The following is a 17,925-nucleotide window of genomic DNA, read 5'->3' as shown; positions in this document are numbered from 1 at the left end:
CAAAATATTATGAACCGCTATCTATCGATTTTCGCACTCTTGCTCTTTTTGGCTTCCTGCTCAGCAGACCCAAGACCGATTGCTTATGGTCAGGATGGATGTCATCACTGCAAAATGACTCTTATGGATCCAAAATTCGGGGCCGAGCTGGTGACTGAAAAGGGGAAAGTATTTGTCTTTGACGATGTGAACTGCATGCTGATGTATATGGATTCGGTTGAAGATGAAACCTACAAGCATATTCTGGTGACGGATTACCTTAATCCCGGAGTCCTCTTGGATGCCAATTTCGCTTTTTATCTCAAATCAGATCAGTTTCAGACCCCTATGGCAAGTCAGATTGTAGCCTTTCCAGATTTCGAAAAATTGGAGGAGTTCAAACAGAAAAGCGGGGGAGTGTATCTCGCTTGGGGAGAATTGACTACTCAGTTTAAATAAATGATCTGGTATCAGATTCGAATCATGAAGCGCTATCTCACAGTTTTCTTATTACTTCTTTTTCTGGTTTCGACTGCAGAAGGATTCTCGACTGTCATCCGTATTTCTCCGGGTCAGTCAATCCAAGAGGCTGTGGATCGTGCCATGCCGGGAGACACCTTGAGGGTTGCGCCTGGAACTTATCCCCAATCGGGAATTGTCATCCGCAAATCACTCGTTCTGATCGGTGAAGACTATCCGGTTTTGGATGGAGAAATGAAAGGAAATGTCCTTGTCATTGCTGCAGACAACGTCACAATTCAGGGATTTAAAATCATCAATACAGGCAAGTCCAACATGGACGACTCGGCAGGCATAAAATTTTTTGATTCCAAAAACTGCGTCATTCGAGACAATATTTTGGAGAATGCATTCTTCGGGCTCCATTTCTCCAATTCATCGGGATTGACCATCATCGGAAACCAAATCCACTCCGGTGCAGTCCGAGAATTTGAAGTCGGCAACGGGATTCACCTCTGGAAATGCAAAAACTCCTTTATTGGCAACAATGAAGTTTCGGGACATCGGGACGGCATCTACCTCGAATTTGTGACCAATACCCAGGCGAAGGAAAACCTGATTCAGAAAAACATGCGCTATGGGCTGCATTTCATGTTTTCCCATGACAACAGCTACATCCGAAATACTTTCAAAAATAACGGTGCCGGAGTAGCGGTGATGTACACCAAAAATGTACTAATGAAGGAAAACCGGTTTGAAGAAAACTGGGGCTCCAGTGCCTATGGGATTTTGCTCAAGGACATCAGCGACAGCGAAGTAATTGGGAATATTTTCCTCAAAAATACGGTCGGCATCTACATGGAAGGCAGCAGTAGAATTGAATTCACAGGAAACACCTTCCGTGAAAACGGCTGGGCACTTAAACTCATGGCTAGCTGCGACCAAAACACTTTCAAAGCCAATAATTTCACCCAAAACACCTTCGACATGAGTTCCAACGGTTCGGTGGTTTTGAATACCATCACAGAAAACTACTGGGACAAATATGAAGGCTATGACCTGGACAAGGATTATGTGGGAGACGTACCCTATAGACCCATCAATCTTTACAGTGTCATCGTCGAGAAGATTCCTGCAGCGGTGATGCTGTGGAGGAGTTTTTTGGTGACACTTCTGGATAGGATGGAAAAAATCCTTCCAACCATGACTCCTGACCAAATGATCGACCAATCCCCAAAAATGAGACCTTATGATATCGGTTAATGGCATCTCCAAGAAGTTTGGAAAACAGGAAGTCCTGAAGGATTTCAAGCTCAGTTTCGATACGGGCAACAGCTATGCGATCATGGGACCCAACGGAAGCGGGAAGACGACACTGATCAAATCCATCTTAGGAATGGTATTGCCAGACAGCGGGGAAATCCTCGTCAAAGGCCAATCAATTAAAGGAAGTGAAAGCTATCGCAGCAGCATCGGTTACATGCCTCAAATCGGCAGATACCCACAAAACATGAAAGTTGGGCAGCTATTCTCGATGATGAAAGACATGCGGCCTGAGATTAAAAACTACGATATGGATCTGGTGGAGGCTTTTGAACTTAACAAAATCAAAGACAAATCCATGGGTACGCTTTCCGGTGGTACAGTGCAGAAAGTCAGTGCTGCCTTGGCATTTCTATTTAATCCAGAGATCTTGATTCTGGATGAACCGACAGCAGGACTTGATCCGATCGCGGTGGAAATCCTTAAATCGAAAATTCAACGGGAGCGAAAGGCTGGTAAACTTATCCTCGTTACCTCACATATCCTGAGTGACTTGGAGGAACTGACCAACCACGCCGTTTATATTTTTGAAGGGAAAGTCTTCTTCAACGACACGATTGAAAGTCTGAAGGAAATGACTTCGGAGGAGAAATTTTCTCCAGCCATTGCCAAACTCATGCAGTGGACCCTAAAAAAAAAGTCAACCACTTATGAACTGACTCATGCTTAAGCTGCTCAAATACGCCCTTTACGATATCCTGAAATCCAGATTTGCGATCATTTATACCGTGTTTCTGGCCTTGGTGGCCATTTCGATTTATCAGGTTTCGGATGATCTGAGCAAGGTTTCCCTGAGTTTGATGAATATCATGATCATGATCGTGCCGCTGATCTCTGCTGTTTTTGCTACTACCCACTTTTACAATAATTTGGAGTTTATCGAGCTGATGTTGGCCCAGCCTGTCAAGCGGTCACAGGTTTTTCTCAGCCAGTTGTTTGCGGTGATTCTCATGCTGAGTTTGTCCATACTTTTCGGCTTTGGCCTTCCGATGTTGCTTTGGGGAGCGGATAGCAGTCTGATTACACTCTTGGCTGTCGGTGTGATTCTCAGTGCGGTATTTACAGGTTTTGCCTTTTTGGCCAGCGTTCTCACCCGGGACAAAGCAAAGGCAATCGGGATCAGTCTAGCGCTGTGGATTTACTTCTCGCTGGTCTATGACGGATTTGTGCTATACATCATTTACAGTTTTGCCGATTACCCTTTGGAAAAAGCAACTCTCGGTCTGGTCATGCTCAATCCGGTGGATTTGGGAAGGATTTTGATGCTGATGCAGTTGGATATTTCCGCTTTGATGGGTTACACCGGAGCGTTCTTCCAAAAGTTCTTTTCCAGTAATATGGGTTTGTTTATCGCAGGTGGGACATTGGCACTTTGGATGCTGTTTCCAAATTTCTTTGCCTTAAGGGTTTTTAGGAAAAGGGATTTTTGACTTTTTCCAAAATTGACCTATAGAAAGTATCCCAATTCAAGTTCAAAAATCAGGTGAAAATTCGCTTTCCTGAAATTTGGTAAGAGTACAAATTCTGATTGTGGAAACTTCTGACAGCTCTGTCTGTGTACCTTCCTTTGCGATTTAGAAAGATTAGCTTTTCAATTTTGCGGGTTTGTTATCCGGGAATTTGTTAGAAAAAGCGGCAGTTCAATTTTGGCAGGTTGAATTCTTGTTTTGCCCACGCTAAAGGCCTAATATCACTGAATCGCAAAGTCATTCAATGGTTAGAAATTCAAGGATTTTAGGATTTGTTTTGGGAGTAATTGGTTTGGTAACATCCGCCTTTGGCCAGAATGTGACTCTTTCCAAGGCTCCCAATGTAATCATCATTTTTGCTGATGACATGGGATACGGAGATATCAGTGCATTGAATCCTGATTCCCGAGTACAGACTCCCAACTTGGATAAGATGGTGAAGGAAGGAATTTCATTCACCAATGCTCATTCAAGCGCGTCTGTTTGCACTCCTTCCAGATATGGCCTGCTCACTGGTAGATATGCTTTTAGGTCCAAATCAGCAGCTTATGGAATAGGCGGATTTGATGGGCAGGTAATCGAAGCGGGAAGAGAAACCCTCGCTTCCTTGCTTAAAAGGTCGGGCTATATCACTGCTATTGTTGGAAAATGGCATTTGGGTTTGGAATGGCAAACAAAAGATGGACTGCCAGCAAGTCTTGATCAAACAACTGGTTACTCCAATGTTGATTATTCGAAAATTGTCAAAAAGGGTCCAAATAGCCTTGGTTTCGACTACTCATTTGTCCATCCTGCCTCCTTGGATATTCCCCCTTATGTTTTTCTCAGAAATGGCCAAGTAATTGACCTGGATGTGGTCCTGACTACCTCGGTCTATCCCTCCAAAAAAGAGGATACCCGCTATGCCTGGGACAAAAAACATACAGACAGCCTGGCTGTGTATTGGGAGAAAGGGGTCTGGTGGAGACTGGGGGAAATGTCCAAGAACTTCCGAATGGAAAATTGTCAAACTACACTTCTCAAGGAGGGGATCTCATTTATCGAAACTCAAACTAGTAAAAATCCAAACCATCCCTTTTTCTTATATCTTCCCCTGACAGGTCCGCATACGCCATGGATGCCTTCGGCAAAGTTTAAGGGGAAATCAGGGGCAGGATTATACGGAGATTTTGTTCTTGAAATAGACGATATAGTAGCCAGGATAAAAGAAACCTTAATCAAAAACCAAATCAATGAAAATACCCTGTTGATTTTTGCGAGTGATAACGGCGCTTATTGGCCCTTGGAAGAAATCACCTTGTCTGGTCACAACTCCAATTCGGGAAGCAGGGGTCAAAAAGGTGATGTTTGGGATGGTGGTCATCGAATTCCACTGATCATATCCTGGCCTGGGTCAATCAAAGGCAATGTTCAATATCCTCATTTATTGAGTTTAACAGATTTATTTGCCACTCTGGCGGAACTTACAGAAGGACAGGTACTTGAAAATCAGGTATTGGACAGCGAGAGTTTTCTACAAGTACTCCGTGGTGACTTTTCAAAACCTCACCGCACTTCAATGGTCCATCATTCCTCCGGAAACCTGTATGCGATCCGAAGTGGAGGCTGGAAGTATATTGAAGGATTGGGCTCCGGTGGATTTACAAATCCTTCTCGGATTAAGCCTGAGCCCGGAGGGCCGACCGGACAACTCTATCGAATCGACTCAGATCGACTGGAAAAGGATAATCTCTTTTTGAATTATCCTGAAAAAGTCGCTGAATTAGGTGCTTTGCTAAATAAAATCAGAGGGGAGAATTGAAGATTTGGAGAGTGAATAATTAAACTGGGTTCACACGAATTTCATAGAAAAGAACATGGCTATTTCCTACTTATCCGCTCTCCTGTACTTTGCCTTGAGGGTTTTTAAGAAGAGGGATTTTTGAAGGTGGAAATCCTTCATTTCAGCATCGGGAAAAGTCTTTTGAGTTCTTCTTTGTCCGGCTGAGTCCCATATTCACAGATTTCAAAAGCCTCGGCAAACTTCACCTGCGCGGCTTTTTCAGGGCCATACCATTCTTCCAAGCCTTTGATCACGGAGGGATTTGGAGCAGAAGTGCGTTTGGATTTGAGCCAAGTTTTTCGGGCCTCTTTTCCTTCAGGAATTACATCAGGGTCATTTGCGATCCAGGGTAGCCACTCGTAAAACTGCGATACATGGGCATCCAGGGCATCTATTTTTTTGTCAATCACGGATGTGATGTCGATGGCTATGTCCGGTTCGAATGGATTGGGTTTTTGGAAATGATCCTGATAATAAAGGAAAACCGGATTTTTTCTCAAAGGCGGAGTGTCAGCGGCAATGTTGGGAACGCCGACCATAAAAGCGGCGTCCTGAACAAGAATTCCGGTATAGCGATGGTCAGGGTGATAGTCATTGGATCTATGGGAAATGACCACGTCCGCGTCCCATTCCCGGATTTTCCGGATGACATCGAGTCTGATTTCAAGGGTTGGCAGAAGTTCGCCGTCGTGATTGTCGAGGACGTCATACTGGATTCCCAGTCTTTTTGCCACTTCTTGAGTTTCATCATATCGACGCTTGGCGAGCATTCCACCGCCCATTTCCATATGCCCGGCATCTCCGTTGGTCACAGACAGGAATTTGACTTCATGGCCCATTTGGACAAAAAGTGCAGCGGTTCCTCCGGCCTTGATATCGCAGTCATCTGGGTGGGCTCCGATCATCATGATTTTTAAGGGTTTTTCTTGGGAAAAAGCCAAAGTCAAGGCGCTCAGAATAAGGATCGTGATCAGAAAGATATTTTTCATAGTGCAAGGAATAAGTTCCAGAAATTACCAAGATCATTTGGAATAACCATTGAATAACCGAAGAAAGACTCTTTTTCCGTTCCTGATATGATCTTTTATTCCGTTTAACGACCGGATAGTTTTATTGTCTCATTTTGTTACATTAGAAAGTTGTTTTGTCTTCTGTCCAACTCTGCACTCTTCCTAATTATGAAAATTAAAACCCTGTTCCTTCTGCTATTTTCCATTTCTACTTTGGGGTATTCTCAACAGGTGATCAAACTCTATCCCGGCAAAGCACCTGGTTCAGAAACCTGGAACTGGTCCGAAAAAGAAATCACGCCTTTTCCCAATAACCGGATGTTGTACAATGTCTCAGAGCCGGTTTTGCTTCACTATCCTGCACCCAAAGACAAGGCAAATGGCACATCCATCATCGTGGCGCCGGGTGGGGCATTTCATATTCTGTCCATCGATAATGAAGGAATCCGAGTGGCCGAATGGCTCAATTCGCTTGGAATCGAGGCATTTGTCTTGAAGTATCGGGTGGTGAAAAGTGAAACCGACAACCCTTTTGCTGAGCTTATGCCCCTGATGCAAAACAAAGACAAGCTTGACTCGATCAATGCCCCGGTGGTCGAAATGGCCAAAAACGACGGGATTGAGGCGATGAAATTCGTGCGAACCAACGCAGCCAAATTGGGTCTCGATCCGGAAAAAATCGGCTTTATGGGTTTCTCTGCAGGAGGTACGGTGACCATGTCTGTGATGCTCAGTGCGGAGGAAAAGTGGAAACCGGATTTTATCGCTCCGATTTACCTCTACAAAAAAGCGGTGGTGGGCAAGGATATGCCAAAGAAGGAAACGCCGATTTTCATCGCGGTGGCCACGGATGACGGTTTGGGTCTTTTGCCTCACAGCATCGAGCTCTATCAGGAGTGGGTGGCTGACGGACAGCCTACAGAACTTCATGCCTATGAAAAAGGCGACCATGGTTTTGGTTTTTCGCCCAAAGGAACTACCTCCGATATGTGGACTCAAAACTTTGAAAACTGGCTGAGAAAGCGGAAGCTGATTCCTTGAAGCCCTTAGGTTTTAGGATTAAACATTTAGAGAATTAAGAAATTAAGATCTTTTGGTCTTAGCGCTTTTGCTAATGGTTTCAATACAGCTCAATTTCCTAAATTTCTTAATGGTTTTAAAAAATTCGTATCCAGGATTTTAGGCATTAAGGTACAGGATGGTCTTTTCTTTTCTTGTCACTAACTCAAACCTAATAAACCCATTCCTATGAAAAAGTCCGCTGCATTCCTCTTGGCATTTCTTTCTGGAACTGCCGCTTTTTCCCAGCAGGATCCGCTTTTCTCCAAGTTCCAAAATCCCACAAACGAAGCTAAACCACGGGTTTGGTGGCACTGGATGAATGGCAACATCACCCAAGAAGGGATCCAAAAGGATCTGGAATGGATGGAAAAAACCGGAATTGGGGGCTTCCAAAACTTCGACGCCAACCTGTTCACCCCTGTAGTCGTCCCCCAAAAGCTGGTTTTTATGACTCCCGAGTGGAAAGCCGCATTCAAGTTTGCAACGGATTTGGCAGGAGAAAAGGGTCTTGAAATGGCAATTGCGGGTTCGCCCGGATGGAGCGTAACCGGGGGTCCATGGGTTAAGCCAGAGGATGCTATGAAAAAATATGTCTGGTCTGAAACTCTGGTTGAAGGTGGAAAAGCTTTCCAAGGGAAACTTCCCCAGCCTTCCGACCAAACCGGGAAATTTCAGGATGCCCATCTGGAAGGTGGGGGAATGTCCGGCAGTTTTATCGGAGAGGTACCAAGCTTTTACAGGGATGCGCTGGTAGTTGCCTATCGGGTGTCAGATTCTGAGAAAACCATCCAAGAACTGAATCCGAAAATCACCCTTAGCGGTGGAGATTTTGATTCTCAACTGCTTTTGGACGGAAGTATTGCAGCCTCCGGTTTTTTGCCTCCCATGGAAATCGGGGAGGATATGTGGATCCAATATGCCTTTGACCAGCCTCAGACTTTTCGGGCTTTTAGCATCTCGGGAGCAATGAATGGTGCTTTGGCGGAGTTTAACGGTGGACCGGAAAACCGTCGCCTCAAAGTCTCCGATGACGGAGTCAATTTCAAAACAATCGCCACGGTTTCCGGAAGTACCGTTCCATTTAATTCCGTTTCAATTCCGGTTACTACCGCGAAATATTGGAGGATTACTTACGAAACCTTACCCATTCAGCCCAATGTTTTTGCGGCGATGGCGGGCATGCCACCTCAGGAAAAACCCGACGGGGTAAATGTGGCTGAATTCCAACTTTACACCTCCTCGCGAATCGATCAAGTGGAGGATAAAGCCGGATTTTCACCTTGGTCAGAGGATTATCTTTTGGCAAATGTAAAGTTTCTGGAAGGATTGGAGGATTTGATCGAACCTTCAGAAGTGATCGATCTGAGTGATAAAATGAAAGCTGACGGAAGCATTTCCTGGGATGTGCCTGCCGGGAAATGGAAAATCATCCGCTTGGGCTATTCTCTGACAGGCCGCCAAAACCATCCCGCTTCACCTGAGGCCACGGGTTTGGAGGTGGACAAACTGGATGAAAACGCTGTCCGTCGCTACATCAATCACTACCTGGATCTGTACCAAAGTGCGACCGGAGGCAAGTTGGGTTCCGGAGGATTGGGGTACATGGTCCTGGACAGCTACGAGGCCGGTCACATGAATTGGTCGGCGGATTTTCCGTCGGAATTTCAGAAAAGGAGAGGTTATAGTCTGATCCCATATTTGCCAGCATTAACCGGAAGGGTTGTTAACAGCCTGGAGGAAAGCGAAAAATTCCTCTGGGATTTCAGAAAAACGATTGGCGAACTCATTTCCGATAATCATTACGATGTCATCGGGGAGGAGCTGAAAAAGCGCGGGATGAAACGCTACACCGAATCGCATGAAAACAAGCGGATTTACCTTGCCGATGGGATGGATGTGAAGAGGCATGCGGATATTCCGATGTCTGCTATGTGGACGCCCGGCAGTTTGGCAGGAGGGGCGGATGAGGAAGTGCGTAGCGAGGCAGATATCCGGGAGTCAGCTTCGGTGGCCAATATTTACGGCAAGCCTTTCGTAGCAGCTGAATCTATGACTTCGGTGGGTCGGCCGTTTCAGGAATATCCCGAGCGACTCAAGCGGACTGCGGATTTGGAGTTGGCCTCCGGACTCAACCGGTTTGTGATCCACACTTCGGTACATCAGCCTTTGGACGACAAGAAACCCGGATTTTCTCTCGGTCCTTTTGGGCAGTATTTCAGCCGTCAGGAATCCTGGGCTGACATGGCAAAAGCTTGGATGGATTATTTGGGACGAAGTTCCTATTTGATGCAACAGGGGGAAAACGTGGCAGACATTCTTTATTTCTATGGAGAAAACACCAACATCACTTGGGTGGCCAGGGAAAAACTGCCTGAAATTCCCAAAGGCTATGAGTTTGATTTTGTAAATGCCACGGCTCTGCAGGAGGCTATTCAAGCCGAAAACAGAAAGCTGAAAGCCATAAGCGGGAATACTTACGAAGTGCTGATGCTGGATGAGAGTGCTGTTTTGATGACTTTTCCTGTTTTGGAAAAACTCAAAATTCTCGCAGATGCCGGAGTGAAAATCATCGGGAGAATGCCGCTAATGTCTCCGAGTATTTCTGACAATCAGGCGGATTTTGAAGCTTTGGCCAACCAAATCTGGGCAATGGAAAATGTGGGTCCGGACGTAAAGATCTCCGTATTGGCTGATGTGCAAATCACCGGTACCGACCATAAAATCCTCTTCCGTCACCGAAAAACCGATTCCGAAGAAATCTATTGGTTCAACAATCGCAGCGTAGATCCTACCACTGCTACTGTAAGTTTCAGAACCACTGGCAAGAAGCCCATGCTTTGGAATCCAATCGACGGGAGTGTTAGGGAAGTTTCCTACGAAATCACCAATGGACGTACTGTGATACCGCTGAAATTTGAGTCTTGGGATGCGTTTTTCATCCTGTTCCGAGAGCCAACTTCCCAAGCTTCTTTGACTTTGCCTGAGAAAAAAGAAAGTTTAGCCGCCGAATTGGTGGGAAATTGGGTAGTTGATTTCGACTCAAAAAAGGTGGATTTAACCACTTTGGCTTCTTGGTCGGAGCATGCAGATTCCGATATCAAATATTTCTCCGGCACGGCTAGGTATTCCAAAACCTTCAACCTTTTCCAAAAAGAAAATACCTCCGCCTACATCCTGGATTTGGGAAGTGTGAAGAATCTGGCGGAAGTCATCATCAACGGCCAGAATTTGGGGATTGTCTGGAAAGCGCCATTCCGAATCGACATCAGCAAGGCACTCAAGTCGGGCGAAAACCAAATTGAAATCCGCGTGGTGAATACCTGGGTCAATCGTCTGATCGGTGATGCCCAGCCGGGTGCCCAAAAGACCACATTTACCACCATGCCGTTTTACAGGGCTGATTCACCCTTGGTTCCATCGGGTTTGCTGGGGCCGGTGCGGGTGGTCAAGTTGGAATAGACCTGAAAAAAATGAATTGGAAGTTTTTGCAAGTCCCGCTTTTTGGATCCAAAGCGGGACTTTTTTATTGATCAGACAACACTTTCAAAACCTCTCCAAAAACAGGCGGAACTCTTCCTTTCCAGATTTGACTGTAATTGGTGGCCATTGCCAGATCCAAACTTGGCAAATAAATGACCTGGGTTCCCCAAAATCCCGCATGTGCAAAAGCTTCCACGCCATTGATCTCAATCCGATAAATTCCAATCCGATAGTCCATCATTGGCACTTCAGAATAGGAAACAGGTTGAAGCATTTTCTCCAAAGTGGATGGATTTTTGAAAACTTTTCCCTGAAACAAAGCCAGAAAAAAGCGGCTCAGGTCTGCTGTGGTGGAAAGCAGTCCGCCTCCGCCAAAGTAATCCATGGTAGGATGAAGGAGGTAGGTGTCCTGACCCTGGAAATACTGATGAATTCTGGCCTGATCGACTTTTGGATTTAGTCCTTCAAAGGCAATGTTTTCAAGCTCCAACTTTTTAAAATCAAGGATTTCCGGTATGGCTAGCCCCAGAGTTTTTCCATAAATCCTTTCGATGATTTCACCTAAAATGATGTAACCCGTATCCGAATAGCTGAACTTTTCCCCCGGGGAACCAACTGGATCTCCGGCTTCCACACAAAGCATCAATTGCTAGGTTCTGGTCCATTCGTAGCCTCCCGGTTGAAGTACTTTTTCGAAGAAAACCGGAGCATGGGTGTGGTCAAAAAATCCGGCATTGTGCCTCAAAACATTCAAGATGCTGATTTTGTCCAACTCATAATCCTGATTCAAAATCTCGGCATGCCCGGCAGAGATGTATTTTGAAATCGGGTCTTCTAAATCAAGTTTTCCTTCCTCCCAAAGCCTCAAAATGGAAGAAGCGACAAAGGTTTTGGTCACGCTGGCAATCCGAAAGGTCTGCACAGGGAGAAGCTTTACATTGTTTGCCTTGTCAGAAACTCCCGCAGCTCCAGACCAATTGATGTCATTATTTCCCGACTGAACATCTAAAAGAATTCCCGGGATATCCTGATTCAGTTGAGTTTCTAAAATGGCTTGAAGAACTTGGGTATCTGGATTTTTCTGGGCGAATAGATTGGTAAGCCCGATGAAAAAGAATAGGAGAGAAGTGATTTTTTTCATTCAGAAAGTTAATTCAATCTGAATATCCGTTTTACACCAGTATTCAAAATTTGCGAAATGGTCTCGATAAGCTCGACCACCGGAACTTTGTTTTGAATGTAGGAGGGGGATGGAATGCGGCGAAGCCGCATTCCATCCCCCTCCTACCAGACCTGAAGTCTCCCGGACACCGAGCACTTGTGCTGAGCTTGTCGAAGTATGTCGAGGTGCTGTCACCGACCTGGTCGAAGTGCTAAAATATAATTTGGCTACATATGTCATTCCGGACAATCATATAATTGAAATAGGGTTTTCGTGAATAGTGCTCCCAAGCAGGTAAAATCGTCTTGGAAATGATTGGAATACTTTCTGCCAAACAGGACAATTCAATTCTGAAAAGAGTGGGCTTTTGGCTGATTTTTTCGAAAAAATTTTTTCAACAGAAAAACATTTTTTTAAAATTGCTGTTCAAATAATCGGTTTTCCCGTAGGACATCCCCTAGAATTGTTGTTCTTGCGAACTGAGATTCTCTAACAGAGTTTAAGCACCCCTTGAAAAAATTACTGATCCTCTTTAGTTTTTTAATGGCTATCAATCTGATTGCCTGCACTTACTATGGACAGATCCAACTCACTGCTGAAGAACTCGTAGAGACAAATCCTCTTCAGGAACTTCTGGAAAAAGAGGTAAAGATGTTCAATGAATACATGCTTCCGGCTTTTTCATTGGAACACCCATTTCTGAAAATTGACAGCACTTTTTATTTCACCCAGAATTCAAACGGTTTTTCCAGCTATGTGCAGGAGATCCATGTCCCCCCTCCCAACTTTCAGTTTTTTTCTTGATTGCCAGTCTCAGGGTCTCCTGAGCAATTTTCTCATTTTAAATTAAATGTATGTCTTCTTTATTTAAGCATGTCGGCAAGGATTTGTCGGCAAGCCTTGTTGTGTTCTTTGTAGCACTACCCCTTTGCTTGGGTATTGCATTGGCGAGTGGTGCTCCCTTGTTTTCAGGATTGATTGCCGGAATTATTGGCGGCGTGGTCGTAGGGTCTCTCAGCGGTTCTTCTGTTGGAGTCAGTGGACCGGCCGCAGGTTTGGCGGTGATCGTATTGACAGCCATAGGCACCCTCGGAAGCTTTGAAAATTTCCTTCTTGCAGTGATTCTTGCTGGTGTCATCCAGGTTGTATTTGGGGTTTTAAAAGCAGGTGTTATCGGTTATTATTTCCCGAGTGCAGTAATCAAAGGAATGCTGGCTGCGATTGGAATTATCATCGTTCTGAAGCAGATCCCTCATGCTTTTGGGCATGATGCCGATTATGAAGGGGATGAAAGTTTTGTCCAGGCTGATGGGGAAAATACATTTTCCACTCTTTCGACAATGCTTGATTCGCTTACCCCCGGAGCTATTGTCCTGTCCTTGGTTTCCCTGCTCATTCTGATTCTTTGGGACAAAGTGCTGACCAAAAAGCACCAACTATTCAAACTCATTCCCGGCTCATTGGTGGCAGTGATTGTAGGTTTGGTGTTCCAAAGTCTGATTCCCGAAGGTTCCTATCTATACATAGAAGCCTCGCATTTAGTCAATGTGCCCATTCCGGAAAACCTGGACATGTTCATCGGACAGTTTACCTTGCCGAATTTCGGAGCAATTACCAATTTGGATGTCTGGACAGTCGCATTCACCCTTGCTGTTGTGGCTAGTTTGGAGACCTTGCTTTCTGTAGAAGCAGCGGATAAAATTGATCCAGAAAAGCGTGTGACACCCACCAACAGAGAACTGTTTGCTCAGGGTACAGGAAACATCCTTTCAGGATTGATCGGAGGAATTCCAGTGACCCAGGTAATTGTCAGATCTTCTGCCAATGTGATGTCAGGCGGAAAAACCAAGTTGTCAACGATTTTCCATGGCCTTTTCCTTCTTCTTGCAGTCATCCTCATTCCAGGCTTACTAAACAGAATTCCATTGGCGGTTTTGGCGGCAGTCTTATTGATGGTAGGATTCAAATTGGCTAATCCTGCAATGTTCAAAGCCATGTATAAATTGGGTAGATCCCAGTTTTTGCCATTTATAGTGACGGTAATCGGGGTGGTTTTTACTGATATCCTGGTGGGAATTGCATTGGGGATGGCCGTTTCGATAATCTTTATCTTAATCGAGAATTACAAAAACTCGCACTTCCTCAATATTGTCAAGGATTCGAGTGTGGAAAACCACATCTACATGACCTTGGCGGAGGAATTATCCTTTCTAAACAAAGGGGCCATTCTGAGAGAACTCAGCAACCTGCCAGAGGGGACTTTCCTCGAGCTGGATGTACGAAAAACAATCCGTATCAATTACGACGTCATTGAAATTTTGGAAGACTTCACTTCCAAAGCCAAAGAGCGGAACATCCGCGTCAAACTGATCTCAACCAAAGGGAGTGTTGAAAATCCGGAAAGTTACAGTGCTTTCTTTGGATGGGACTCTCCCGTTGCTTCACATTAAACGTATCTCAAAATGAACGACTTATTTTATAATCAACTTCTTGAAAACAACAAAAATTGGGTAGCCTCCAAGCTGTCCGTTGATCCCGAATATTTCCAAAAACTGGCCAACGGACAACAGCCACCTTTGCTGTGGATCGGATGTGCAGACAGCCGAGTGCCGGCAAATGAAATCATAGGAGCGCAGCCGGGCGAGGTGTTTGTCCACCGTAACATTGCCAATATGGTCGTGCATTCCGACATGAATATGTTGAGTGTACTCGACTACGCGGTGAACGTCCTGAAAGTAAAGCATATTATTGTCTGCGGACATTATGGCTGTGGTGGAGTCAAGGCAGCAATGGGTTCAGACACCATCGGATTGATCGACAACTGGATCAGGCATATCAAGGACGTCTACCGCTTTCACCACAAAGAGCTGAATAAGATTGAGGATGAAGCCGAACGGTTCAACCGATTTGTGGAGCTGAATGTCGTAGAGCAGGTTCATGACTTGGCCAAGACTTCCATCGTGCAAAATGCCTGGAGAAACAATCAGCCGCTTACGATCCATGGGTGGGTATATGGCGTGGGCTCCGGAGTCATCAAGGATCTTGGGGTGAACATTGAATCAAATGATACCTTGGATGCAGTTTATCAACTGAACATAAAATAGAATATTCGTCCAGTGAAAACTTAGACCGCTAAGTAAGCTCCGGTGCCAATGGGTAACCGGAGCTTTTTCATTTATAGCGTTGCGAATTGTTGGTTTCTGGAGGAAGGTTTGAGGCCGGAGGCAGTGGTCTTTCTGTAGGCGAAAGGAGTCATTCCCGTCACTTTTTTAAAGTGCCTGTAAAAATTGCTGACATTTTGGAAGCCACATTCCGAGCAGATGATTTCCAGGGGGAGCCTGTCCTCCATCAGGCCTTTGCAGACATTGGAAATCCGGACCTCGATCAGAAATTCAAAGAAGGATTTGTTGGTCATTTTTTTGAAATACCTGCAAAAGCTGGTGATGCTGAGGTTGGAAATGGAGGCCATTTGCTCCAGGCTGATGTTTTGGCGATAGTGCCCCATGACGTAGGTGTAGATTTTTTCCAGCCGCTCCATTTCCGAAATATTGTTCAAGTGGCTGAAAGCATAGCCCGGGGATATGGTTTCATAATCGCCTGTCTCGGAGAGGATTTTCAAAATCTGCATTAGGTAAATCAGCCGGTCCAAGTGAGAGGATTCGAGCAGGTTTTTGAGTTTTTCTGTTATTATTTCTTTGGTCTTGCCGGTGATTTTCAGCCCTTTTTTGGCTTTTTCAAACAATGCAGGAATAGACTGGGCCTCCGGCAAAGCCAAAAATTCCTTACCAAAGCAAGTGGGCAGGAAGTGTAGCACCATCGCCTCAACCATTACGCCGGGATTTCCCTGAAAATATTCCTCGCTGCATCTCCAGGCATGAGGGAGGTTTTCTCCCAACAGAATCAGATCCCCGTCCGAAAATCCACTCACCGTGTCTCCAATGTACTGAATGCCCTGACCTTTGACGATGTAGTGGAGCTCCAGCTCGGGATGATAGTGCCAAAGGGTTCCAAAATTGGGCTTTTTGTCATAGCGGATGCCAAAAGAGCTGGCCGGGGCAATGGGGACTTTGTGGTAGCGGGGCTTCATAGCGGCATTTGATTTTGTTTAAATACTGCCGATCCTATGCCTTTGGACTATCCCCAATCTGGAAATCAGGATAAAATAGTATAGTTTTTTGGCAAAAAGGGATAAATCCCCGCCTCCATTTTTTGTCATCTTTGCCAAATTCAACACTGATAAACCCGAGTTCAAATGGACGCAAAAAACAAAATTCAGCTTGTAGCAAGTGGTGACCTTCGGCTTTCCGCCAATCAGGTCGGATGGAAGTACCAGGAGGCAATGGAGTCCAAACTGGAAGCTGCTCTCAATCAATTTGGATTTGAAGTTTCACGCGGTCACCAAGTTGACCCGATCAAGAAACACGGGTTTATCGATTCCCAGAAAATGGGGATTGAGGTATTCAGAAATCTGGATCCAACCGCACCTATCATCGTTGCTGAAAGTGTTTGGCAATATTCCCACCATGTTTTGCCGGGATTGACGACCCACCAAGGTCCGATCCTTACCCTGGCCAATTTTGACGGAGCATCCTCCGGGCTAGTGGGTTTGTTGAATCTCAACGGTTCTTTGACCAAAGCTGGTGTGGAATACAGCACGCTTTGGAGTGTCAATTTTGATGATGAATTTTTCCTTACCAAGCTGGAAGAATGGCTGAAAACCGGAACTATCACGCATGACTATTCCCATGTTTCTCCATTGGAGCAAATTCCTGTAGAAGCTGAAATCAAGGAAGAGGCAGCTGCTTATGCCAAAAATTTCCAGAGAAGAAAAGCCATTATGGGCGTATTTGACGAGGGATGTATGGGGATGTTCAATGCCATCGTTCCCGATAAACTGCTCAATCCTTTGGGACTTTTTAAGGAGCGCCTCAGCCAGTCTGCGCTTTATGCCGAAATGCTGAAAGTGAACGATTCCGAAGCGGAGGAAGTCCTGACTTGGCTTTTGGCAAAGGGAATGAAATTCAACTGGGGCACAAATCCTGAACTTGAACTTACTAAAAGTCAAACCCTGGAGCAGTGCAAAATGTACATTGCGGCACTGAGAATGGCTGATTCCTACGGTTGCGAGACCATTGGTATTCAATATCAGCAGGGCCTAAAAGATCTGGTTGCGGCAAGTGATCTGGTAGAAGGCCTTTTGAACAATGTGGAAAGACCTCCAGTCTATGGACAGGACGGAAAAGAGCTTTTCCCAGGTAAGTCAATGCCTCACTTCAACGAGGTGGATGAATGTGCCGGAATCGATGCGCTGATCACTACACAACTTTGGGAAAAACTGGGCCTTAGCCCTGAAAATACACTTCACGATGTGCGTTGGGGAGAGGAATTTACCATCAATGGCAAAAAGGAGTTCGTTTGGGTTTTCCTGATTTCAGGAGCTGCACCACCTGAACACTTTATCGGGGGTTATGCCGGAGCAGAAAGCGACCGTCAACCACCGATGTATTTCCAAAAAGGAGGCGGAAGCTTAAAGGGTATTTCCAAACCCGGATCGATCGTTTGGAGCCGTGTCTATATCGAAAACGATCAGCTTTGCTGCGACTTGGGAGTAGGAGAAGTGGTTTTGTTGCCGGAGGAAGAAACCAAAAGAAGATGGGAAGCTACCACTCCGGCTTGGCCAATCATGCATGCGGTTTTGCCTGGAATTTCCAGAGATCAACTGATGGGCAAACACAAAGCCAACCACATTCAGGTCGCTTATGCCAAGGATAAAGATTCGGCGATTCAGGCCGCCAAACTCAAAGCGCAGGTCTTTTCGGCCATGGGAATCAATGTATTCTGGTGCGGAGAAAAGCCCTGAGAAGCGTGATCGTGGTCACCCTGAGCGGAGTCGAAGGGTCCTCGATCTTCCCGACTCTCGTCGGTCAGGTGCTCGGACTGACATAATCTGGCCGCGTTAAAATCAAATCTGCCATTGCGAGTGAGGAACGAACGAGGCAATCTTTAGGATGAAATGTCCCTCATGTGAATTCCGAAGGAAGGGCATCTAATTCAAATGGAGAATATTGACAAAGATCAGCCGGGAAAAGAACAGTTTCCGGCTGATTTTATTTTTAGGGATAGTCTCTTTCATACCTAGAGCCAGTTATCTACAAAAGA

Annotated in this window: 13 protein-coding genes and 1 pseudogene; 11 read left to right on the top strand and 3 right to left on the bottom strand. The window is 45.4% G+C overall.

Annotation, left to right across the window (positions count from 1 at the left end):
* The first annotated feature begins 9 nt into the window (after positions 1–9).
* From B0E43_RS14245 to B0E43_RS14225, 5 genes are all read left to right on the top strand, one after another.
* Entirely contained in the window at positions 10–438 is a 429-nt protein-coding gene (locus tag B0E43_RS14245) for a nitrous oxide reductase accessory protein NosL (protein WP_077350849.1), read from the top strand.
* Between the two features lie 24 nt (positions 439–462).
* The gene (locus B0E43_RS14240) at positions 463–1,701 is read left to right on the top strand and encodes a nitrous oxide reductase family maturation protein NosD (RefSeq protein ID WP_077351071.1); all 1,239 of its coding nucleotides are present in this window, start codon (positions 463–465) and stop codon (positions 1,699–1,701) included.
* On the top strand, positions 1,688–2,431 hold the full coding sequence (locus tag B0E43_RS14235; protein ID WP_077350847.1) for an ABC transporter ATP-binding protein: 744 nt from the start codon (positions 1,688–1,690) through the stop codon (positions 2,429–2,431). The genes B0E43_RS14240 and B0E43_RS14235 overlap by 14 nt, the downstream gene beginning before the upstream one ends.
* Entirely contained in the window at positions 2,424–3,191 is a 768-nt protein-coding gene (locus B0E43_RS14230) for an ABC transporter permease (protein WP_077350845.1), read from the top strand. Before B0E43_RS14235 ends, B0E43_RS14230 begins: the two co-directional genes overlap by 8 nt.
* 283 nt (positions 3,192–3,474) lie before the next feature.
* Positions 3,475–5,031: an arylsulfatase gene (locus B0E43_RS14225; protein WP_077350843.1), complete on the top strand. Its 1,557-nt coding sequence runs from the start codon at positions 3,475–3,477 to the stop codon at positions 5,029–5,031.
* A gap of 137 nt (positions 5,032–5,168) precedes the next feature.
* On the opposite strand, the gene B0E43_RS14220 is transcribed toward B0E43_RS14225, so the two are convergent.
* Complete coding sequence (locus tag B0E43_RS14220; protein WP_077350841.1) at positions 5,169–6,041, bottom strand: PIG-L deacetylase family protein; 873 nt, start codon at positions 6,039–6,041, stop codon at positions 5,169–5,171.
* Between the two features lie 189 nt (positions 6,042–6,230).
* Between B0E43_RS14220 and B0E43_RS14215 the strand changes: the two genes are divergently transcribed.
* Positions 6,231–7,103: an alpha/beta hydrolase gene (locus B0E43_RS14215; RefSeq protein ID WP_077350839.1), complete on the top strand. Its 873-nt coding sequence runs from the start codon at positions 6,231–6,233 to the stop codon at positions 7,101–7,103.
* 207 nt (positions 7,104–7,310) lie between these two features.
* Positions 7,311–10,583, top strand: coding sequence for a glycosyl hydrolase (locus B0E43_RS14210; RefSeq protein ID WP_077350837.1), 3,273 nt, complete (start codon positions 7,311–7,313; stop codon positions 10,581–10,583).
* Between the two features lie 64 nt (positions 10,584–10,647).
* Here the strand turns inward: B0E43_RS14210 and B0E43_RS23180 are convergent.
* A pseudogene (locus B0E43_RS23180) lies at positions 10,648–11,745 on the bottom strand (serine hydrolase domain-containing protein).
* A gap of 564 nt (positions 11,746–12,309) precedes the next feature.
* Here B0E43_RS23180 and B0E43_RS14195 point away from each other — a divergent pair.
* From B0E43_RS14195 to can, 3 genes are read left to right on the top strand one after another with little or no spacing between them, the layout of a single operon-like run.
* The gene (locus B0E43_RS14195; RefSeq protein WP_077350831.1) at positions 12,310–12,570 is read left to right on the top strand and encodes a hypothetical protein; all 261 of its coding nucleotides are present in this window, start codon (positions 12,310–12,312) and stop codon (positions 12,568–12,570) included.
* A 50-nt stretch (positions 12,571–12,620) separates the two neighbouring features.
* The gene (locus tag B0E43_RS14190; protein ID WP_077350829.1) at positions 12,621–14,216 is read left to right on the top strand and encodes a SulP family inorganic anion transporter; all 1,596 of its coding nucleotides are present in this window, start codon (positions 12,621–12,623) and stop codon (positions 14,214–14,216) included.
* A gap of 12 nt (positions 14,217–14,228) precedes the next feature.
* Entirely contained in the window at positions 14,229–14,870 is a 642-nt protein-coding gene (gene can, locus B0E43_RS14185; RefSeq protein ID WP_077350827.1) for a carbonate dehydratase, read from the top strand.
* A 71-nt stretch (positions 14,871–14,941) separates the two neighbouring features.
* Here the strand turns inward: can and B0E43_RS14180 are convergent, their stop codons facing one another.
* On the bottom strand, positions 14,942–15,853 hold the full coding sequence (locus B0E43_RS14180) for an AraC family transcriptional regulator (protein WP_077350825.1): 912 nt from the start codon (positions 15,851–15,853) through the stop codon (positions 14,942–14,944).
* A 165-nt stretch (positions 15,854–16,018) separates the two neighbouring features.
* On the opposite strand from B0E43_RS14180, the gene B0E43_RS14175 reads away from it, so the two are divergent.
* Positions 16,019–17,626, top strand: coding sequence for a fucose isomerase (locus B0E43_RS14175; protein WP_077350823.1), 1,608 nt, complete (start codon positions 16,019–16,021; stop codon positions 17,624–17,626).
* The last annotated feature ends 299 nt before the right edge of the window (positions 17,627–17,925 follow it).

The sequence above is a fragment of the Algoriphagus sp. A40 genome (assembly GCF_002002735.1).
Taxonomy (GTDB): Bacteria; Bacteroidota; Bacteroidia; order Cytophagales; family Cyclobacteriaceae; genus Algoriphagus.
This window is presented reverse-complemented; position numbering and strand designations above follow the sequence as displayed.

Excerpts from the sequence above, each read along its gene's own strand:
- B0E43_RS14245 (WP_077350849.1), top strand. The coding sequence starts at position 10 with ATGAACCGCTATCTATCGATTTTCGCACTCTTGCTCTTTTTGGCTTCC.
- B0E43_RS14240 (WP_077351071.1), top strand. The coding sequence starts at position 463 with ATGAAGCGCTATCTCACAGTTTTCTTATTACTTCTTTTTCTGGTTTCG.
- B0E43_RS14235 (WP_077350847.1), top strand. The coding sequence starts at position 1,688 with ATGATATCGGTTAATGGCATCTCCAAGAAGTTTGGAAAACAGGAAGTC.
- B0E43_RS14230 (WP_077350845.1), top strand. The coding sequence starts at position 2,424 with ATGCTTAAGCTGCTCAAATACGCCCTTTACGATATCCTGAAATCCAGA.
- B0E43_RS14225 (WP_077350843.1), top strand. The coding sequence starts at position 3,475 with ATGGTTAGAAATTCAAGGATTTTAGGATTTGTTTTGGGAGTAATTGGT.
- B0E43_RS14220 (WP_077350841.1), bottom strand. The coding sequence starts at position 6,041 with ATGAAAAATATCTTTCTGATCACGATCCTTATTCTGAGCGCCTTGACT.
- B0E43_RS14215 (WP_077350839.1), top strand. The coding sequence starts at position 6,231 with ATGAAAATTAAAACCCTGTTCCTTCTGCTATTTTCCATTTCTACTTTG.
- B0E43_RS14210 (WP_077350837.1), top strand. The coding sequence starts at position 7,311 with ATGAAAAAGTCCGCTGCATTCCTCTTGGCATTTCTTTCTGGAACTGCC.
- B0E43_RS14195 (WP_077350831.1), top strand. The coding sequence starts at position 12,310 with ATGGCTATCAATCTGATTGCCTGCACTTACTATGGACAGATCCAACTC.
- B0E43_RS14190 (WP_077350829.1), top strand. The coding sequence starts at position 12,621 with ATGTCTTCTTTATTTAAGCATGTCGGCAAGGATTTGTCGGCAAGCCTT.
- can (WP_077350827.1), top strand. The coding sequence starts at position 14,229 with ATGAACGACTTATTTTATAATCAACTTCTTGAAAACAACAAAAATTGG.
- B0E43_RS14180 (WP_077350825.1), bottom strand. The coding sequence starts at position 15,853 with ATGAAGCCCCGCTACCACAAAGTCCCCATTGCCCCGGCCAGCTCTTTT.
- B0E43_RS14175 (WP_077350823.1), top strand. The coding sequence starts at position 16,019 with ATGGACGCAAAAAACAAAATTCAGCTTGTAGCAAGTGGTGACCTTCGG.